We start from the raw sequence: 17,662 nt of genomic DNA on the forward strand, positions 1-17,662 counted from the left end.
AGACCGCCGACAGCTTCTTCGGCTTCGCCGCCCTGTCCTCAATCCGCCTATGGATCAGGTTTGTCCACGTGACCTAGGGATTTCTGTGCTCCGGCCCTTCAGGAGGGCCGATGCGAACTTATGGCCGAGGAACGAACCCGCTATCGCGGGAGTGGTTCTGTTTGCACTGACGCGCTGCCACGTCGACAGACGCATATGAATTGAGCGGGCTCAGGCCCGAGCCGACGCTGGGAGCTCCCCCATTCCGAGGAGCTTCCCATGACCGATCTCCCTCCGGCGACATCCGGCAGCCTGCGTGAGCGCTTCGTCGCCGACATGGCCGTGCGCGGGTTCACCGAGAAAACCCGCAAGGATTACCTGCGCACCGTCGCGGGCTTCGCGGCCTTCCTGGAACGCTCGCCGGGTACGGCGACGGCCGAGGACATCCGCCGGTTCCAGATCCAGCAGTCCGAGCAGGGCATGAATGCGCCGGCCATGAACAGCACCGTGGCGGCGCTGCGCTTCTTCTTCAACCACACACTCGACCGGCCCGATCTCGCCCGCAAGCTGATCCGCCTGCGCTATCCGCGCAAGCTCCCGGTCGTGCTCAGCCCGGACGAGGTCGCGCGCCTGATCGGGGCCACGACCTGCCTCAAGCACCGAGCCGCGCTCTCAGTGGCGTATGGTGCCGGCCTGCGCGTGGCCGAGGACGGCGTCGATATCCGCGTCATCCAGGCGCTGCTCGGCCATGCCAAGCTGGACAACACTGCTCTCTACACCCGCGTCGCGACCAGGACGGTCCGCACCGTCACCAGCCCGCTCGACAAGGTCATGGCGCGCCTCGATCCGGGTGAGGCCCTTGGAGCCGGAGGCAGTGTCGGCGGCGGCTGACCGCCATGCGCACCCCGCTGGAGGTCGCCGACATCCTCCGCCAATACGGTTCCGCCTTTCGGGCGGCCCATGCCGGCCATCTCAGCCTCGGTCAGCTCAAGGTCATGGCCGCCATCGAGGCCTGCCGCACCGCGGCGCTCGGCGGCCACGTTGAGGGCTGCCAGGACTGTGGCCACCGCCGGATCGCCTACAACAGCTGCCGCAACCGGCACTGCCCGAAGTGCCAGGGTACCGCCGCACGCGAGTGGCTGGCCGCCCGAGAGGCCGACCTGCTGCCGGTCGGCTACTTCCATGTCGTGTTCAGCCTGCCCGCCGAAGTCGCCACCATCGCGGCCCAGAACAAGGCGGCGGTCTACGACCTGCTGTTCCGCGCGGCATCCGAGACCATGCTCACCATCGCCGCAGACCCGCGCCACCTCGGCGCCCGCATCGGCATCACCGCCGTGCTGCACAGCTGGGGCTCGGCGCTGACCCACCACCCGCACGTCCACATGATCGTGCCCGGCGGCGGCATCTCGCCCGATGGCCAGCGCTGGGTGTCGTCCCGGCCCGGCTTCCTGCTGCCCGTGCGCGTGCTCGGCAAGCGGTTCCGCCGCCTGTTCCTGTTCCGGCTGCTCGCGCTGTTCAACGCAGGCCGGCTGCGGTTCCTCGGCACCCAGGCGAGCCTCGCCGAACGGCCGGCATTCCTGCGCCACCTGGCGCCGATCCGTAGGAAACCCTGGATCGTCTACGCCAAGCCACCATTCGCGGGACCGGCGGCGGTGCTCGCCTACCTGTCGCGCTATACGCACCGGGTCGCCATCTCCAACCGCCGGCTGCTCGCCCTCGACGAGCGCGGGGTGACCTTCCGCTACAAGGACTATCGCCGTGCGGGCGCTGATCGCTACCAGGTCATGACGCTTGGGACCGACGAGTTCATCCGCCGGTTCCTCCTGCATGTCCTGCCACGGGGCTTTCACCGCATCCGCCACTACGGCCTGCTCGCCAGCGGTGGGCGTCGTGACAACCTAGCCCGGGCCCGCGAACTCCTCGCGGCACCGCCGCAACCGCCTCCGCCGGACGTGGCGTCCGAACCCTCGGACAACCGACCGCCCTGTCCCTGCTGTGGCGGCCGCATGCTCATCCTCGAGCGCTTCGAGCGCAGCGCCCAGCCACGCGCACCGCCGCGGCCCGCGTGCTCACCCGGACGGCGTTCGCCGTGACCCGGCACGGCCTGCTCAACCTCAGGATCGCAGCCCTGCTGCGCTCAACGGGGACTCACGACCATCACCCGCCAGAACGGCCTGGACCGGCGCGTCGCGGCGGTGATCACGCACCACAGCCTGGTGCGGAACGCGGCATCGGGCACCTGCGTCGCCGCCGCGGGCCGCACACCAGCCTCCCGCGGCTCACCGGTCCAGCCCGGGCCATCCGCTAAACCCCCATATTGAGTGCTACCGGCCCGCGGGTTCGTTCTTCGGAGACTTTCGGACACCTGCGGCGTCCGAAACCCTTCACGGGACCAGACTGGCCGCTGTCAGGCCCGGAAGCGTCAAAGCGGACGCTGCTGTTATGCAGCCACTCCCATTGCTGACGGCCTGGTGGGACCGTTCGACGGATCTGATTTACGAGTGCAATGACCTATGGGGCTCTGTGTCACCGCCAACCCTCAGCGCCGCGCCAAGGCCGCCTGAACCCTCCGGGCGAGGGTATCGAGCTCGAAGGGCTTGTCGATCACCTCGCTCCCCGGTGGGAGCTCGGTGCCCGCGTAGCCGGTGATGAACAGTAGCGGGATCCCGGGCCGTCGCTCGCGCACGGCTTCGGCGACCTGTCGCCCGTTCATCCCGTTCGGAAGCCCGACGTCTGTGACCAGCATGTCGATCCGGGCGCCGCCGTCCAGGAGGTGCAGGGCCGCGGGGCCGTCGGCCGCCTCCAGCACGCGGTAGCCGAGTTCCCGTAGGCGCTCGGCCGCTGCCTCGCGCGCCACGTCCTCGTCGTCTACCAGCAGCACGGTCTGGTCCGGCCCGGCCTCGTTCGGCACTGGAGCGGTATCCGGTTCCTTGACCATGTGCACCTGCGCGTGTTGCGGAAGGCGGACGCGTACGGTAGTGCCCCTGCCGAGGGCGCTCTCAATCCGAACGACACCGCCGGATTGCCGCACGAAGCCGTAGACCTGGCTCAATCCCAGCCCTGTCCCCTGGCCTATCGGCTTGGTGGTGAAGAACGGCTCGAAGACCCGTTCCATCACGTCGGTCGGCATACCGTTGCCGGTGTCGGTGACCGAAATTTCCACGTAGTCGCCCGGCGCTGCCCCCTCCTGCCCGACGAGGTCCGCCGCCGAAAAGCGCACATCCTCGGTTCCGATCGTCAGCCGCCCGCCCTCCGGCATGGCATCACGAGCGTTGATGCAGAGGTTCAGGAGCGCACTTTCCAGTTCGGCCGAGTCGCATAGCACTCGTGCCCGGCCGTCCCGCAGATGCAGTTCCAGACGGATCGAGGGCCCGACCGTTCGGCGGACCAAGTCGGCCATCCCCGCCACCAGCGCGTCCGCGTCCACCGGCTTCGGCTCCAGCCGCTGCCGCCGCGCGAAGGCCAGCAGCCTCCGGGTCAGCCCGGCCGCCCGGTCCAACGCCTGGCGTGCCGGCTCGAGGTAGCGCAGCACCTCTGCCGTCCGACCCTCGGCGGCACGGAGCTGCGCGATCTCCAAACTGCCCGCGATGCCCTGCAGCATGTTGTTGAAGTCGTGCGCAATGCCGCCGGTGAGCTGACCCACTGCCTCCATCTTCTGCATCTGCCGCAGGTTCGCCTCGGCCTGCTCGCGCTGCTCGACCTCCGCCCGCAGGCTCTCGAGCGCCCGCCGCAGCTCGGCGGTGCGCGCGGCGACCTGCGCCTCCAGCTGCTGCGGCCGCGGGCCAGCACCTCGCGGGCCTGCACCTGGTCGTCGATGTCGGTCGAGGTGCCGAACCACTCGGCGATGCGGCCCTCCGCGTCGCGCACCGGCGTGGCGCGGCTCTGGAACCAGCGCCATGTCCGGTCTGCGGCGTGGTAGGTGCGGTGCTCGACGGAGAAGACCCCGCGCGCCTCCGCCTCGTTCCAGGCCGCCATGGTTGCGGCACGGTCATCGGGATGGACGGCGTTGAGCCAGCCCAGGCCGACACTCTCCTCCTCCGACTGCCCACTGTAGGCGATCCACTGCGGGCTGCCCCAGATCCGCTCGCCGGAGCTGCGCGAGCGGAACACGAGCTGCGGAATCTCCTCCACCAGGGAGCGCAGCCGGGCCTCGCTGTCGCGCAACGCTCCCTCGGCGACCTTGCGATCGCTGATGTCGAGCACGAGCTCGACCGCGGTGCCGTCGTCCAGCATCCTGCCTGCGAACAGCCCCCACCAGCGCGAGCCGTCCTTGCGGAGGTACTCCTTCTCGAACGGTGCCCCTTGGCCGGTCGTCGTCAGCTGCTCGATGCCACGCAGGGTCTGCGGCATCCACTCCGGCGGGGTAAGCTCGTCCCAGCGCAGTAGGCCCGCCTCCAGATCCTCGCGGGTGAAGCCGGACATGCGCAGGAAGGCCGCATTGCCGTCCGTGATCCGGCCATCGGTGGCGAAGAAGATCACCCCGACCGTCTCGATCTCGGCGACGCGGCGGAACCGCTCCTCGCTCCGGCGCAGCCGCGCCTCGCGGTCGCGCAGGTCGCCTGTCGCACGAAGGCGGTTCACCGCGGCCGCGAGCAGGTTGGCGTAGGTGCGCAGGAAGACGGTGTCGTTCTCGGCGAACTCGCGCGGCTCGCGGCTGTCGACCTGCAGGATGCCGAAGGGGGGCTTGCCGTCGCTGCCGATGATTGGGACGTTGGCCACCGCCCTGACGCCGTTGTCGAGCAGGAACGGAGGGTAGCTGAATCGCGTCTCTTGCGCGATGTCGGGGGAGATCATCGGCTCGCCCGTCTTCAGCGCATGGGCCTCCGATGTCATGTCCGACGCCTTGACGGTCGTCTCGCCGACCACGCCCGGCTTCCAGCCCACGCCCGCGCGCACCAGCAGGGTCTCGCCATCTTCCCGCAGCTCCATGACCTTGGCGAGGTCGGTGCCGAGGGCTTCCCCTACCAAGCGGCATGCCTCGGCCAGGATCTCGTCGAGGTTGTCCGACCTGAGGGCAAGTTCGCCAAACCGGGCCAGGGCAGCCTGCTGGCGAAGCAGTTCCGGATAGTTGCTTTCTTCTACTTCGCCCACTATGCGGCCCCGCCCTCGCTATTTTTGCGTCCTTCCGGGAACGCAACCGAAGGCCCGTCGTTTCGACCGGGCCATCCAGTGTCCGCTTTCCGGAAAGCTCACCTAGCGGCGCAAGGTCCGAAGTGGGCGCGAAGCCGACGTCGAGGCGGCCGGCAGCAGGGTTATGCCCTTGATCTAGCGCCGTCGCCGAGGAGCGCGCGTGCGAGGTGTCATAGCTGTGTGAGGGGCGCTGCCTTCCTTGATCTTCCTGTCCGCGCGTGTCGACGGTGCTTGAGCCTTGGGTCCTTTCAGCCCGTTTCGATCCTGCCGAACCTGGTTCGCGTAAGCGGACTGACCCAGAGTGCTGCGCATGGCCTTCGGCGCCCACAGCGCCGCTGGTCCGCCTGCGTCATAGCTGGCAATGGCCTGATCCAGCTTGCGCATCATGGCGTCCTGGTCAGGTTCGGCATGCACCGGTCCGCCGGGCTTCGGCAGGTGCATCTGGTGCACCGGGTTCCAGGCATAGTCGCGCAGCACCCGGACCCGCCGGTCATCCACCGCGCTGAGCATCACCTCGTCCAGCGCCGCGCTGTAGGATAGGCGGCCTTCCGCCACCTGCGGCGCCACCAGGCGCAGGGTCAGGGCTTCCAGGCTGATCCTGGGCCGCGACCGCGGCGCGGCCCCGAGACGCTCGGCCGCGCGGTTCTGCACCTCCAGGTTCAGGCTCATCTGCCGCACCATCGGCGCCAGGATCTCGGCCTGCCGGTTCTCCTCCGTTCGCTGCATGAGCCGTGTCTCCGGCAGCTCCGCCTTCTGCCGCGTCTGCCGCCGCCGCAGGCCCTCCTGGAAGGTGTCGCGCGCCGTCCGCGACAGTTCCTGGAACCGGCGCAGCAGGGCCAGCGCGCTGTCCTTCACCGGCGCGCGGCCGAAGTTCCGCTCCACATTGGCCCAGGCCGCATCGAGCGCCGCCTGGCCCGCGAGTTTCGGCGCGTTCACCGGCCGGCGGTCCTCGACCTCCCGCGCCTCGGCGCCGAGGCTGCCGACGATGTGGCTGGCGACGCGATGCCGGCTGGCGCCGACATGCGCGGCGTAGAGGGTGACGCCGCGGCTGCCCGCCGGCATGGCCAGGATGTGCTCATCGCTGGTGATCCCCTGGGCGGTGTTGATCGTCAGCACATCGCCATAGGTCAGCCGGATCTGCCCGCTGCGGCGGTCGCGAAAGCCCTTCCAGGGCACAAAGCCCTCCTTGCCGTCACGCGTTGTCAGCAACAAGCCACCTTCGCGGACCTCCTTGACGGTCAACACCGAGCCGTTCTCGCCCATCATGGTGTCGCGCCCGGCCCCGGCGCGGCTGGTGCGCTGGAACAGCCGCACCCGGTCCCCCTCGGCCAGCGGCAGAGGGTAGCTGGCGCCGGTGGCATCGCTGGCCTCGATCGTCACCTGATCCGGACCGAGTTGGCCTGAGGCCCGGCGCACCTCGCGGATGGCGCGGCTGACCGCCAGCGCGTCCTGGTTGGTCGGCGCCGACACCGTGACGCTGTAGCGTGGATCCTGCTGGTTGGCCGCCACGCGCTCGCCCCAGAGCGCCGCGGCGCGCTGCACCGCGGCCTCGTAGCCACCCGGCACCAGCTCGGCCTGGCCCTCTTCCCGCTTGGCGGCCAGCGCCGCGCCGATGCGGCCTTCGCGGAACATCCCGACAATCGCGCGCTCGCGCTCGGTCGCCTGGCGTATGGTGGACAGCACCTCCGGAATGGCTTCGGGGCCGAGGGCCTGGCGCAGCAGCGCGATGGTGGGTCCGGCCTCGATCGCCTGGCATTGCCGGTCATCGCCCACCGCCACCAGCTTGAAGCCGAGCTGCGCCTGCTGCCGCAGCAGCTGCAGCATCTGCCGGGTGCCGATCTGGCCCAGCTCGTCGAGCGCCACCACCGAGCGCGGGCCGAAATCCTGTGGCCGCCGCCCCATGCGGTCCAGCAACGGCTCCAACGCCAGGGTGCGCGCGCCACTGATCCCCGCCTCCTGCAGCGCATTGGCCTGCCGCCAGGCCAGCGCGGTGCCCCAGACCTCGCGCCCCTGGCCGCTCCAGCCTTCCACCAGCGGCGCCAGGATGGTGGTCTTGCCGACCCCCGCACCGCCGATCACCACACCGAACTTGGTTCCTGCCCCCAGCGCCTCGGCGGCGTGGCGCTGCTCCTCGGTCAGGGGCGTGCCGCGTGCGGCGGCGGCTTGCGCCAGGCGGGCAGGGGCCAGCGCCGCGTCTGGCTGCGCCCGCGCCGTCCTCGCCAAGGCGATCAGCTCCGCCTCCTGGTCGCGGTGCAGCGCCGTGGTGACGCGGACCCGCTCCGGCCGGCTGGACGCGCCCGGGCGAAACAACAGGGCGGTCTGCTGGCCATCCTGCCGCACCCCATCCCGCGCCATGGCGCGGGTCACCGCCGACAGATCCTCCAGCGTCTCCATGCCGCCGGCGATCAGGCCACGCGCCGCCGCCGAGCGCAGGTCGCTGCCGGTGACCACCGCGCGCTGCGCCAGCATCCCTTCCAGCACCGGCGCCGCCCCGGCGAGGGCATCCTCGACCCGCTGCTGTGGGCTGCGCTCCGGCGCCGGCGGCCCCATCCGCACGGCGCTGCCGGAATACCGCCAACCCAACTCGGCGATCTGCGCTCGCCAGGCGGCGCGGTCGGCCAGGTCGTCGCCCTTGCCAAAGCGGCCTTCCTTGATCGCGGCCTTGAGCATGGCGACCCGCTGCTCCGGGCGCATTGCCGCCCAGGCCTCGGCGCTGTAGCCGTGCCGCCGGGCCCATTCCTCGGCGGATCGCTCGCCATTCACCGTGCGCTTGCTGAACGCCCGGCAGATCTCCTCCGGGATGGCGGCGAGGCGCAGCGCCTGGGTGCGCTCCTCCAGCTCCACCGCCATGCCGAGACGGCGCAGATTGCGGCCGAGCAGTGCCTGGTAGACCGCGCCGAACTCATGCACCCGCCCGGCGATGCGGGTGGTGTCGATGCTCATCGCCCGGCCACTCTGGGTCAGCACCAGGTTCGGCACGATGGTGTGGGTGTGCAGCTGCGGATCGCCGGCCACCGGCACGCTGTAGATCTCGGTGGCCTGCACCCCCGTGGCCGGATCGGCGCGGCTGATCTCGACGGTGGGCCGGCTGGTGAAGTGATCGATCGAGACAAAGCCGAGCCGGCCCGTCTCCTCGGCCCTGCCGTTACGGCCATGACCGAAGGTGGCGCGGGCCACCTCCTGCTCGACATAGCCGAGCGCCTCCCGCACCGCGTCCTTGTGCGCCTGGTGGATCGATTGCCGCTCCGCCTCGGTCGCGGCCGCCATCCAGGCCACCGAGACGCTCTTGGGCGCCGAGAAGGTCAGGTCGATCCAGGCGATGCGACTGCGCTCGCCCCCGCCCTCCGCCTGACCCGTCCGGTTCCGGTATGTCCGCAGATCCCGCTGATGCCCCGGCATGGCCCGGCCATCGGCGCGCAGCCCGCCCAGGATGTTGCCCAGCTCGCCCGCAGTGAGGGGCCGGCTGGCATCGATCCCCAGCGCCCTGGCCACCTCCGGCGCCATCACCGGCGAGGGGCGGGGGGTGCTGCCCAGGCCCTCAGAGCGCTCCGCGTCTAAGGAACTCTCCCGCCCGTAGTAATCCGCCAGCACCTGCTGCGCCGGATCAATCGTCCGCTCCAGCAGATGCGCGGTGTAGGCCGCCGCCTGGGCAACGCCGCCGGGCGCACCGGCCCGGAAGGTCATCATGCCGGCGGGCCTGGCGCCTCCTCGGCCGGAGGTACCGGCAGCTGCCGTAGCAGCGCGGTGACCGCCGCGGTGTTGCCGTCCACCGCCTCCACCAGGCGGCGCAGCTCCGGTCCAAGATCGCTGGCTGGGCCCTCCGCCGAGGCGGCCTGGGAGAGCTGGCGCAACTCCTCGATCACCGTGCCGAGCAGCGGGGCCAACTCGCCAATGGCCCGCACCAGACTGTCCTGGCCGGCCTCCAGCGCGCTCACCTGGTCTCGCAACGCCCCCAGTTCCTGGCTCAGTCGTGTCGCGTCCATGTCCGCTTGTGTCCCGCTCCTGTCTCAGCACCGCCAGCGGCGGTGCAATGGTCTGTAGGAATTCTGCCGCTCAAACCGTCTCCCGCTTGGGTAGCGCCTGTGTCCCGTCACTACAACCGCCCTGCTGATCGCTGTGTGCCAGTTCGCCTGCGCAACTGTCCCGCGTGTGTCCCTTGGCAGGATGCGCAACCGCAGGTACGATTCCGGGGATGTTGCAGAGTTGTCGGCCGTGACCGATCCGATCCTGGCGCGGATCCAGGCTGCCCGAGCGGACGGGCCTCGCCGCTCCCCCTTGGCGAACTGGCTGCTGCGCCATCGTGAGGCGTTCGCCCGCATCCTCCGGGACGGCGGCGCGAACTGGGAGCGCTTCGGGGCGGTGTTCGTCGAGGAGGGCCTGCTGCCGCGCCCGGAGCATTTCGATGCATCCGGGCCGGAGGGGCGCAAGGCGCGCCGCCGGGTGGCGGAAACCGCGCGCAAGGCCTGGGCGCGGGCCCAGCGCGAGCGCAATGCGGTCGCGGCGGTCCCTGTCTCGCAGCCGGTTGCCCAACCGCCCGCGCCGGTGGCCGCGCCGACCAGCCAGCCTACGGGAGAAAGCCCGAGCAAGGCCCAGGACCGGCTGGCGCGGCTGAAGCGGCAAACCCTCGACCGCAGTGGAAGGAAAGCATGACATGGTGACGCGCAAGACCGCCGCGGCGATCTCCACCCCCGCTCTGGACCCTGTGCCGGAGACGCAGCCCAGGCTGGTGGTGCGTCTCGGCCGCGGCCGGACCGGCGGCACCACCGGGCTGGACTGGATGGTGCAGCGGGCGCGGCGGGAAGGGCGCGATCCCATCATCGCCGATGCGGCGCGCAACCCAACCCTGTCGCGGCTCTACCCGGGTGAGGCCTTGGTACCGTCCTCGACCGATGTGGTGGAGGTCAAGGACTGGCTCACCTCGGTGCTGGACCGCATGCTGACCGAGCGGCGCTCCGCGGTGCTCGATCTCGGCGGTGGCCAGGACAGCACCCTGGCCGAGTATGTGCGCGACCTCGACCTGCTGTCGTTCTGCCAGGATGTCGGGGTGCTGCCGGTGGCCGTGTACTTCCTCGGGCCGGAGGCGGACGATTTCGCCCACGCGCATGCGATCTGGCGTGAAGGCTATTTCAACACGCCGCAGACCCTGCTGGTGCTGAATGAGGGCGTGCTGAAGCGCGGCCAGAACCCGGCCGGCGCCTTCCAGGGCATCCAGGCCAATCCCGACTTTGTCGCCTGGGTCGAGGCCGGGGCGATCCCGGTCTATATGCGCTCGCTGGCGCCGCTGGAAACGATGCGGGAGTTAGGACTGAATTTCGGCGCGGCCATGGCCGACCGGCCGGGCCAGGCAGATCAGAAGCTCGGTCCCACCCGCGCCTGGCAGGTGAAGAGCTGGAACGCGGCGCTGGAGAGCGAGGTGCGGGAGGTTGGCGGCTGGCTGCCGTGAGGCGGAAGGGGGAAGGCCGAGCATCGCCGGTGGTAGACCAGCAGCCAGACAGCAGCAGCCTGGCGGCCGAGGTCGAGCAGGCCTGCGCGCGGATGGGCATGGAGCCGGAGGAGCCGCTGCGGCTGCTGCTGACCAGCTCGGCGCGGGCGCAGGACCGGCTGCGGGAGGAGATGGACCGCATCGGCCAGGAGGCGGCCCTGCGGGCGGCGGAGGCGGCCCTGCGGGAAGTTCGGGAGGGCATGCGCCGGGCGGCGCGGGAGCTCAGCCTGACCCGCAAGGTGCTGTACGGCGCGGTGCCGATGCTGGCGCTGCTGGTGGGGTTTGTCGCCGGGTGGCGCATGCCGGTGCAGACCACGTTCGGGCCGATGTCGCGCGAAACTCTGGCGGTGTTCCGCAGCAATGACCTGGACGCGGCCTACCGGGCCTGCGTCGATCAGCCGCCGCAGCGGGGTCGGCGCTGGTGTCAGCTGCCGCTCTGGCGGGAGGTGGGAACGCCGGGCCAAAGCTGAGGGCACCCGAAGTTCATCGGGCCAGCCCGGGAAACGCCTTGTCCCGGCGGGGGCACTGAGCGCAGGTTGGAACCATGTTCCTGGTTTCTGACGCTGACGCCGCCGCCATCCGTGCCGCCTTGCAGGACGGCGGCGAGCTGTCGGCCGCTGTCGAGCTGCGGCGGCGGTTCCGTGGCATTGATAGCAATGCCCAGGCTCGCCGCCTTGCGCGTGTCATCGCGGGCTGGTCCGGGGCGGATCGATCCGCCACGAAGGACATAGCCCCATGTGGAGTGAGCAAAGGATTTGCGGCGGATCAAGGCGGGGTGGCGCTTTAAGCCACGCTTGGCAGTCTCGCTCACCTTGCCGGATAGTAAAGTTTATGTAAAATCTTTAGATCGTGCTTGGCGGCGAATTATTCGATGGGCCCCTCAGGGGCAGCGTCGGCGGGTTGGCTGAAGTCGAGCCCCTCATAGAGTTCCGCAAGCGGAACGTCGATGCCGATCTCCGGCATGTGGAGGACGGCATCCTCCTTCAGGATATGGCCAATCCAGTCATCGCCGGCGCGGGAAAACACCGTGGCGCCGATGCGGTCCTGCTCCAGCATGATGTAACGCTGGATGGAAGGCGTGGCGGCGTATTCATGGTTCTTGGTGATGCGGTCGATGCTGGCCGTGCTGTTGCTCAGCACCTCGAAGATCACCACTGGATCCCGGACCACGGTGCGGCGAGGATCTGGCGAGGAACACAAGACGAAGCCGTCCGGGTACCGGATGCTTCCGGCCACTTCGACCTTCAGATCGCTGCCATGGAACCGACAGGGTTTACCGCGCAGGCGTCCACCGACGGAGATGGCGAGGTTTGCCTGCAGGGTCGAATGCGCCTCGGTACCGCCGGTCATTGCGACCGGATGGAAGCCGTCAAATTCGAAGCGCTGTCCCTGACCTTCCTCCCAGATGAGGAACTCCTGCAGGCTCATGGGCTTGCGGAAGGCAACGTTCATGCGATCGAGCTTAGCATGGGCTGACACAGTGAAATCCAGAATTTCTGATGTAGTCCTCACCCCTGGCGTAGAAGATATCAAGCTTGTCAGGAGCCCAGCCATTTTCTGAAGCAAGCCTGCCCATGCGGAGGAGTAGGTCCGACTTGGACATTGTCGCGGTCCATGACCCGTTCCATGGGAATGGTCTTCTCAGGATGTCGGGCACCTTCCGTGCCTTTCCGCGCGCTACGGTGTGAAGCTTGGCTGAGCGGTAATGGCAGGGGCTTCGATGCGCTCCGACATCCTTCCTGAGTTGGCAGCAGGCGCCTAAGCCGCCTCGGTGCCTCAGGCATCGGTTAGAACCATGAGGAGGCCGCGGCGCCGTCAGAGCATCCTTGTTCCGGCGCCTTTTCATGCCCGCTCCGAGTAGCGGTCCCGGGCGGTGATCCGCTGCATCGGCAACTCCACCGCGCGGCCGTAGACCGCCTCCCGCAGGAAGGTGAGCTCCGCCTCCTGTTCGGCCTCGGCCACATCGCGGTACCAGGCGCGCGGCTGCCGTTCTGTTGCCTCGCCGTTCCAGCGATAGCCGCGCGCCTTCAGGCGGTCCTTTTGCTCGAAGGGCGCCTCCACCGCCCAGATCCGCCAGGAGGCCTGCCGGGCGCTGTCCAGCAAGGCGGCGAGGCCAGTGACATTGGAGCGTGGCAGCGGCCGCGCCAGGATCGCCAGCGTCGCCTGGCAGTCATGCACCGCCCGGTGCCCGCCAAAGAACAGCCCGCATCGCATGGCGAGGTAGCCAAGGCGCGTGCCCTCAAAACCCTCCGCCGCCCAGTCTACCTCCGCCATGGAGCAGGCCCAGGGCTTGTCGGCGAAGCCGGCCCAGAAGCGCTCGGCGAAGCGCCGGTCGAAGCCGGCATTGTGCGCGATCACCAGCGCCGCCGGCGCGGCGAAGGCCGCCACCTCCTCCGGCTCGATCCGCTGCCCGGCCACCATGGCATCGGTGATGCCGGTCAGCTCGGTGACCGCCGGCGGGATCGGCCGGGAGGGCTGGCGCAGCCGGCTGAACGCCGCGCCGACGCCGTAGAGCGTGCCATCCAGCCCATAGGTGAAGGGCAGCATGGCCCATTCGATGATCTCGTCCTGCTCGGGGTCGAGCCCGGTGGTCTCGAGGTCGAGCAGCAGGCCGAGGCGGGTGGGCGTGCCGGGCGGTGGCTCCAGGGAAGGCTGCGGCTCGACCCGCCGCAGCACCCGGTAGCGGCCGCTGGCCTCCAGGGTAGCGGCCAGGGCTTCCAGCTGCTCAGGGTCCAGATTGTTTGGGCTTAGACGCGTCATGGCCCCTGCATGCCCTGCCCCAGGCTGCTGATCCAGGGCTGGGCGGCTCCTGAAGCCGGTTCCGTTTTTCCGTGCCGCTTTAACCGGCCGTTCACCAGCGCCTGTTATAAGGATCGCACTGCGGCGGCGTGGTGAACGCTCCAAGCGACGACGGACCCTGATTGCATCGCCACGGGCCTTCGGGCCGGTGTAGAGGGGGGGAAGCAGAACCCATCCGCCCGGCCGGAGCCATCCGCCGGGCGGTTTGTGTTCTGGTGCCTTCACTGTGGATCCTGTCTGCCGCCATGCCTGTTTCGCGCCTGCTGCTCGCTCCTGTTCTCGTTCTCCTGCTGCTCTCTTTTCCGGCCCTGGCCGCGGAGCTGCGCGGCGAGGTGGTCGGCATCAGCGATGGCGACACGCTCACCCTGCTGACGCCGGACAAGCGGCAGGTCCGGGTGCGGCTGGCGGAGATTGATGCGCCGGAAAGCCGCCAGCCCTGGGGCAGCCGGGCGCAGCAGGCGCTGTCCGCCCTGGTGTTCCACCAGGCGGTGCGGGTGGTGGTGCAGGACACCGACCGCTATGGCCGCACGGTGGGCACAGTGTGGGTCGGCGGCCGCAACGCCAATGCCGAGATGGTCCGCCAGGGTCAGGCCTGGGTGTATCGGCAATACCTTCGCGACCGCTCGCTGCTGGCGCTGGAAGACGAGGCCAAACAGGCCCGGCGCGGCCTCTGGGCGCTGCCGGAGGCGGAGCGGGTGCCGCCCTGGCAGTGGCGCCGGCAGGGGCAGTCCAGCCAGCCGGCACCCGCGCCCCTGCCCCGGGCTTCGGCGGTCGCCGGATCTGCGGCCTTCACTTGCGGCGGCAAGCGCCTGTGCCGCGAGATGTCGAGCTGCGCCGAGGCGCGGTTTCACCTGCAGCAATGCGGGCTGAGCCGGCTGGATGGCGACCGCGACGGCGTGCCCTGCGAAAGCCTCTGCCGATAAGGTAACACGACACGCCGGCGACTTGGCGACCTGATGATTTGCGCCATCAGGCTGGAAGCTGTCTTTTTGCACTCCGAAGGACGAAGGACGCATAAAGCAGCGGGATCGTCAGCAGGCTGCTGCCGGCGAAGTAGAGTGACGTGGCCGGGTTGCCGGAAAGATCCTGCAGCCAGCCCGCCGCGGGAGGAAGGCCGGACTGCCCGGCATAAAGCCACGTGTAGAAGATGCCCATGCCGAGGGCGCGGCTTCCAGGCCGGAGCACCGCCGCGGGAAGCGACATGATGACACCCACTGGCAGGCCCATCAGCAGCCCGATCGTCAGCAGCGTTGAGACGGGCTCGGCGGAGGGCAGCAGAAGCATCCCGATGCCCCATGCAAGGGTTCCTGTCAGCAGGAGCAGACGGGGGCGGCCCCAGCGCTGGGCGGCGAGGCCCCCGATCTGGCCAGAGGCCACCATGAGCCAGGTGGTGGTGCCGACGAGGGCACCCGCCTGTCCCGGGTTGAAGCCGGAACTGATCAGGAAGAGCGGGGCGAAGCCGAGCATGATGCCGAAGGCGCCATTGTAGAGGCCCCACATCATGCCCGCGAGAGACACCAGGATGATCTCGTGCCCCGATATCACGGTGCCCGCCGATGTGGCGCCGGAGCGGTCATTTGGATGCCGCCGGTAGGCCAAAGCCAGCAAGAGGAAGGCGGCAGCGGCCGTCGCCGCGCTGACATACAGCCCCACGGGCCAGGCCGCTCCCGCTCCGGTGAGCAGGCCCAGGACCAGCAGCGCGAGACCGATGCCGACCGGAAAGGAATTCACGAAAAGCGCCATGGCCAGGACGATTTCGCGTCCCGCGAACCAGTCCGTGACCATCTTCGCCATGAGCACGTTCAGCAGGACGCCGCCGACACCGGACAGCAGCCGGCCAGCAACCAGGGTGGCGTAATCCTCCGCAAGGCCCGCCAGCACGCCACCTCCCGTCATCAGGGCAAGACCTGTCATCACCACCCTCTTGTCGCCGAAGCGCTGCCCGAGCGCCCCGCCAGGGAGCGCGAGGATCACGCCTGGCAGAACATAGAGCCCGATCAGGAAGCCGAGATCCACGTAGGCAAGGCCCAGATCCTCGATCAACCGCGTCGACACGGAGGCGATCGACTGGAACTGAAAACCGAGGCTCAGGCGCGCCGTCGCAAGCACGGCCAGAGCCTTCCAGCGTCCGTCCATGCTTGTGCCTCCCATGCTCCGGGGTCTCACTGGCTTGCCGGCGCGCTTCAGCGTGCCGGCCCTTCTCCGCACCGGTTGCGCAGCCGCCCGCCATCGGCCACGGCCAGGGCGACCACGATCTTCCCGCCTGCGGCGCCTGGTCAAGGATGACATGCCAGGCCTCGATTGGCGTGACGATGGGCCGGCCGTATAGGGCTGCGGGGATCGACTTGGCTTGATCCTCCCCCTTCTCAGAAATCGGCGTTCGTCATGGCGAAAGCAAAATCAGGAACCATTGCCCAGCGTCTGGAGGACGCGGCCAAGGCCAGGCAGGCCATGTTGGAAGCGTTCCGCAACCGGCCGGATCCGGATGATCCGGAAGTTGCCGCACGTCGGGCGGAACGGCAGGAAATCGCGCGAGCCAGGGAGGCGCGTCTTGAGGCCCGCCGCCTGGCCCAGGAGGCCGAGGCGGCGCGCCAGCGCGCCGAGCAAGAGGCTGAAAGCGCGCGTCGGCGGGCCGAGGAGGAGGCGCGGGAAGTCGAGCGCAGGGCAAACCTGCGCAAGAAGCCAGGCCTGGCCGCGGTGCTGGCGAGCCATCAGGCCGCCAAGGCTGCCAAGAAGGGTAGGAACTAAAGCTTCGCGGCTGGCCGCGTCTGCCTCGGCTCGAGCTGCTCCTGTGCTGATCGTATCCTCAACACAGCCTGATGCGTGCCGCGGATCAGCGCCTCGAGTTCCTCCTGAGGCACGGGATGCGCGGACAGGCAGGCTGACACCAGCTGCACGGTTTCAACCAGCGCGGCCTGAGAAGGCCGAACCGGCTGGACGGGTGGCGAAGGCGGCGGCACAGGGCTGGAGACCTGGGCCGGCGCGCGCGCCCTCGGCCGTGCCGCCTCGGGTGGCAAGCGGCTCACCTCAGCCTGCCCTGCTTCGGGCGGCGGCAGCGAAGGGGCTTCAGGGTCCGGACATGCGGGGGCGGTGGCCTGGGGATCCACGGGCAAGCAAACCAGCGCCGGCAGGGGCTGTTTGAGCAGGCGCTGCAGGGTCGCCGCCGTTTCCAGGAACCCGTCTGGCCGCAGCACCAAGAAGGCGTGTCCGTCCACCCAGAACACCCGCCGCTGCATGGCCAGGGTGGCGACGTGCTCGCGGGTGGCAGGAACAAACCGGCAGCCGCGGCTTTCCGCCGCGGATCGTTGCTCAAGGGTGAGATCGGCCATGCCGGGATCCTGGTGTCGAAGGAAGGGCGTTCTGCCGAAAGGTCAACCGCGTTCGGAACAGCGGTCCCGTGCTGTGATCCGCCGCGTCGGCACATCCACTGGACGGCCATAGATCGCCTGCTGGAGGAAGCGCAACTCGGCGTCCCGCAGCGCCCCGTCACATCTGTGTACCAAGCGGGTAGGCTCTGTGCGGTCGCCTCGCCGCTCCAGCGGTAATCATGTGCCTTGAGCCGGTCCTTGAGGTTCCTTCAGGATGAACTTCGCGGCAGTCACCGGCTGCGCCTTGGCTCCCATGCCAACTCCGAAAGGCGAGATCATGTCGAAAAAGTTCCTGGCCGGCGCCATCATCGAGGCCATCAAGGCCGAGATCGTGCAGACCGGCCGCTTCACCATTCCCGAGTTCGGCGCCTTCTCGGTGCGGGAAACCCCGAGGCGCATGGCGATGAACCCGCGCACCGGCGAGAAGGTGGCGGTGAAGGCCGGCGCCACCGTACGCTTCAAGCCTTCTCCCGCGCTGCGCGAAGCCGCCCATGCCATGATGAAGCCGCTGAACCCGTCGACAAGACGGATATGCAATTGAGGGTGACGCTGCCGGAACTCGCCAAAGATCGATTCCGCAATATGCACGGACATGAAGGTGGGCACGCCGAGCACCACCTCACCGCGCGGCACCGGGTCTTCCAGCACCGAGGCCAGATTCGCTAGCCCCGTGAGCAGCGGCCGCGCGGCATCGGCCAAGCGCTGCCCGTCCTCGGTCAGCCGGGCGCCGCGGCCATGGCGGTAGAGCAGCGGCCGGCCCACCTCCTGCTCCAGCAGCGCGATCTGCCGCGACAGGCTGGGCTGGGCGAGGCCAAGCGCCGCCGCCGCCCGGCCGAAGCCGCCATGCTCGGCGATGGCCAGCAGGGAACGAAGTCGGGTATGGTCCATAGCCTGGAACTATAGC

At 69.4% G+C, this 17,662-nt stretch carries 16 protein-coding genes; 7 read left to right on the top strand and 9 right to left on the bottom strand.

Annotated elements, in window-relative coordinates; all coding sequences use genetic code 11:
• The first annotated feature begins 258 nt into the window (after nucleotides 1-258).
• Both F0Q34_RS19180 and F0Q34_RS19185 read left to right on the top strand, forming a co-directional pair.
• Complete coding sequence (locus F0Q34_RS19180; protein WP_149813902.1) at nucleotides 259-870, top strand: tyrosine-type recombinase/integrase; 612 nt, start codon at nucleotides 259-261, stop codon at nucleotides 868-870.
• 5 nt (nucleotides 871-875) lie between these two features.
• Complete coding sequence (locus F0Q34_RS19185) at nucleotides 876-2,072, top strand: IS91 family transposase (RefSeq protein ID WP_149813904.1); 1,197 nt, start codon at nucleotides 876-878, stop codon at nucleotides 2,070-2,072.
• 446 nt (nucleotides 2,073-2,518) lie between these two features.
• Here F0Q34_RS19185 and F0Q34_RS19190 read toward each other — a convergent pair whose 3' ends face one another.
• From F0Q34_RS19190 to F0Q34_RS19205, 4 genes are all read right to left on the bottom strand, one after another.
• Nucleotides 2,519-3,568: an ATP-binding protein gene (locus F0Q34_RS19190; protein WP_370751261.1), complete on the bottom strand. Its 1,050-nt coding sequence runs from the start codon at nucleotides 3,566-3,568 to the stop codon at nucleotides 2,519-2,521.
• Complete coding sequence (locus F0Q34_RS19195; protein ID WP_149813907.1) at nucleotides 3,457-5,070, bottom strand: PAS domain S-box protein; 1,614 nt, start codon at nucleotides 5,068-5,070, stop codon at nucleotides 3,457-3,459. Before F0Q34_RS19195 ends, F0Q34_RS19190 begins: the two co-directional genes overlap by 112 nt.
• Before the next feature lie 174 nt (nucleotides 5,071-5,244).
• Complete coding sequence (mobF, locus tag F0Q34_RS19200) at nucleotides 5,245-8,796, bottom strand: MobF family relaxase (protein ID WP_149813908.1); 3,552 nt, start codon at nucleotides 8,794-8,796, stop codon at nucleotides 5,245-5,247.
• Nucleotides 8,793-9,092, bottom strand: coding sequence for a hypothetical protein (locus F0Q34_RS19205; RefSeq protein ID WP_149813910.1), 300 nt, complete (start codon nucleotides 9,090-9,092; stop codon nucleotides 8,793-8,795). The genes mobF and F0Q34_RS19205 overlap by 4 nt, the downstream gene beginning before the upstream one ends.
• A 229-nt stretch (nucleotides 9,093-9,321) precedes the next feature.
• On the opposite strand from F0Q34_RS19205, the gene F0Q34_RS19210 reads away from it, so the two are divergent.
• The 3 genes from F0Q34_RS19210 to F0Q34_RS19220 are packed head-to-tail and all read left to right on the top strand — an operon-like array spanning nucleotide 9,322 to nucleotide 11,061.
• A complete protein-coding gene (locus F0Q34_RS19210; RefSeq protein ID WP_149813912.1) occupies nucleotides 9,322-9,759 on the top strand; it encodes a hypothetical protein in 438 nt (145 codons plus the stop codon).
• A gap of 1 nt (nucleotide 9,760) precedes the next feature.
• Nucleotides 9,761-10,552, top strand: a complete 792-nt coding sequence (locus F0Q34_RS19215) for a hypothetical protein (RefSeq protein ID WP_149813913.1) — start codon at nucleotides 9,761-9,763, stop codon at nucleotides 10,550-10,552.
• Between the two features lie 29 nt (nucleotides 10,553-10,581).
• Complete coding sequence (locus tag F0Q34_RS19220) at nucleotides 10,582-11,061, top strand: hypothetical protein (protein ID WP_149813915.1); 480 nt, start codon at nucleotides 10,582-10,584, stop codon at nucleotides 11,059-11,061.
• Nucleotides 11,062-11,455: 394 nt separating this feature from the next.
• Here F0Q34_RS19220 and F0Q34_RS19225 read toward each other — a convergent pair whose 3' ends face one another.
• Together F0Q34_RS19225 and F0Q34_RS19230 are read right to left on the bottom strand one after the other, a co-directional pair.
• Nucleotides 11,456-12,043 (bottom strand): Uma2 family endonuclease, encoded by a 588-nt coding sequence (locus F0Q34_RS19225; RefSeq protein ID WP_149813916.1) that lies wholly within the window; start codon nucleotides 12,041-12,043, stop codon nucleotides 11,456-11,458.
• Nucleotides 12,044-12,433: 390 nt separating this feature from the next.
• On the bottom strand, nucleotides 12,434-13,351 hold the full coding sequence (locus F0Q34_RS19230) for a 3'-5' exonuclease (RefSeq protein WP_149813918.1): 918 nt from the start codon (nucleotides 13,349-13,351) through the stop codon (nucleotides 12,434-12,436).
• A gap of 284 nt (nucleotides 13,352-13,635) precedes the next feature.
• On the opposite strand from F0Q34_RS19230, the gene F0Q34_RS19235 reads away from it, so the two are divergent.
• Nucleotides 13,636-14,313 carry a thermonuclease family protein gene (locus F0Q34_RS19235; protein WP_174242078.1) on the top strand — a complete coding sequence of 226 codons (678 nt, stop codon included), beginning with the start codon at nucleotides 13,636-13,638 and terminating at the stop codon, nucleotides 14,311-14,313.
• A 46-nt stretch (nucleotides 14,314-14,359) separates the two neighbouring features.
• Here the strand turns inward: F0Q34_RS19235 and F0Q34_RS19240 are convergent, their stop codons facing one another.
• Nucleotides 14,360-15,526: an MFS transporter gene (locus tag F0Q34_RS19240; RefSeq protein WP_161600948.1), complete on the bottom strand. Its 1,167-nt coding sequence runs from the start codon at nucleotides 15,524-15,526 to the stop codon at nucleotides 14,360-14,362.
• Nucleotides 15,527-15,775: 249 nt separating this feature from the next.
• Between F0Q34_RS19240 and F0Q34_RS19245 the strand changes: the two genes are divergently transcribed.
• A complete protein-coding gene (locus F0Q34_RS19245; protein ID WP_149813921.1) occupies nucleotides 15,776-16,138 on the top strand; it encodes a DUF6481 family protein in 363 nt (120 codons plus the stop codon).
• Here F0Q34_RS19245 and F0Q34_RS19250 read toward each other — a convergent pair.
• Nucleotides 16,135-16,719 (bottom strand): hypothetical protein, encoded by a 585-nt coding sequence (locus tag F0Q34_RS19250; protein WP_149813922.1) that lies wholly within the window; start codon nucleotides 16,717-16,719, stop codon nucleotides 16,135-16,137. The genes F0Q34_RS19245 and F0Q34_RS19250 overlap by 4 nt on opposite strands.
• Before the next feature lie 216 nt (nucleotides 16,720-16,935).
• Nucleotides 16,936-17,646: a LysR family transcriptional regulator gene (locus F0Q34_RS22740; protein ID WP_149813923.1), complete on the bottom strand. Its 711-nt coding sequence runs from the start codon at nucleotides 17,644-17,646 to the stop codon at nucleotides 16,936-16,938.
• Between the last annotated feature and the right edge of the window lie 16 nt (nucleotides 17,647-17,662).

It is taken from the genome of Teichococcus oryzae, from assembly GCF_008386565.1.
Classification (GTDB): domain Bacteria; phylum Pseudomonadota; class Alphaproteobacteria; order Acetobacterales; family Acetobacteraceae; genus Pseudoroseomonas; species Pseudoroseomonas oryzae.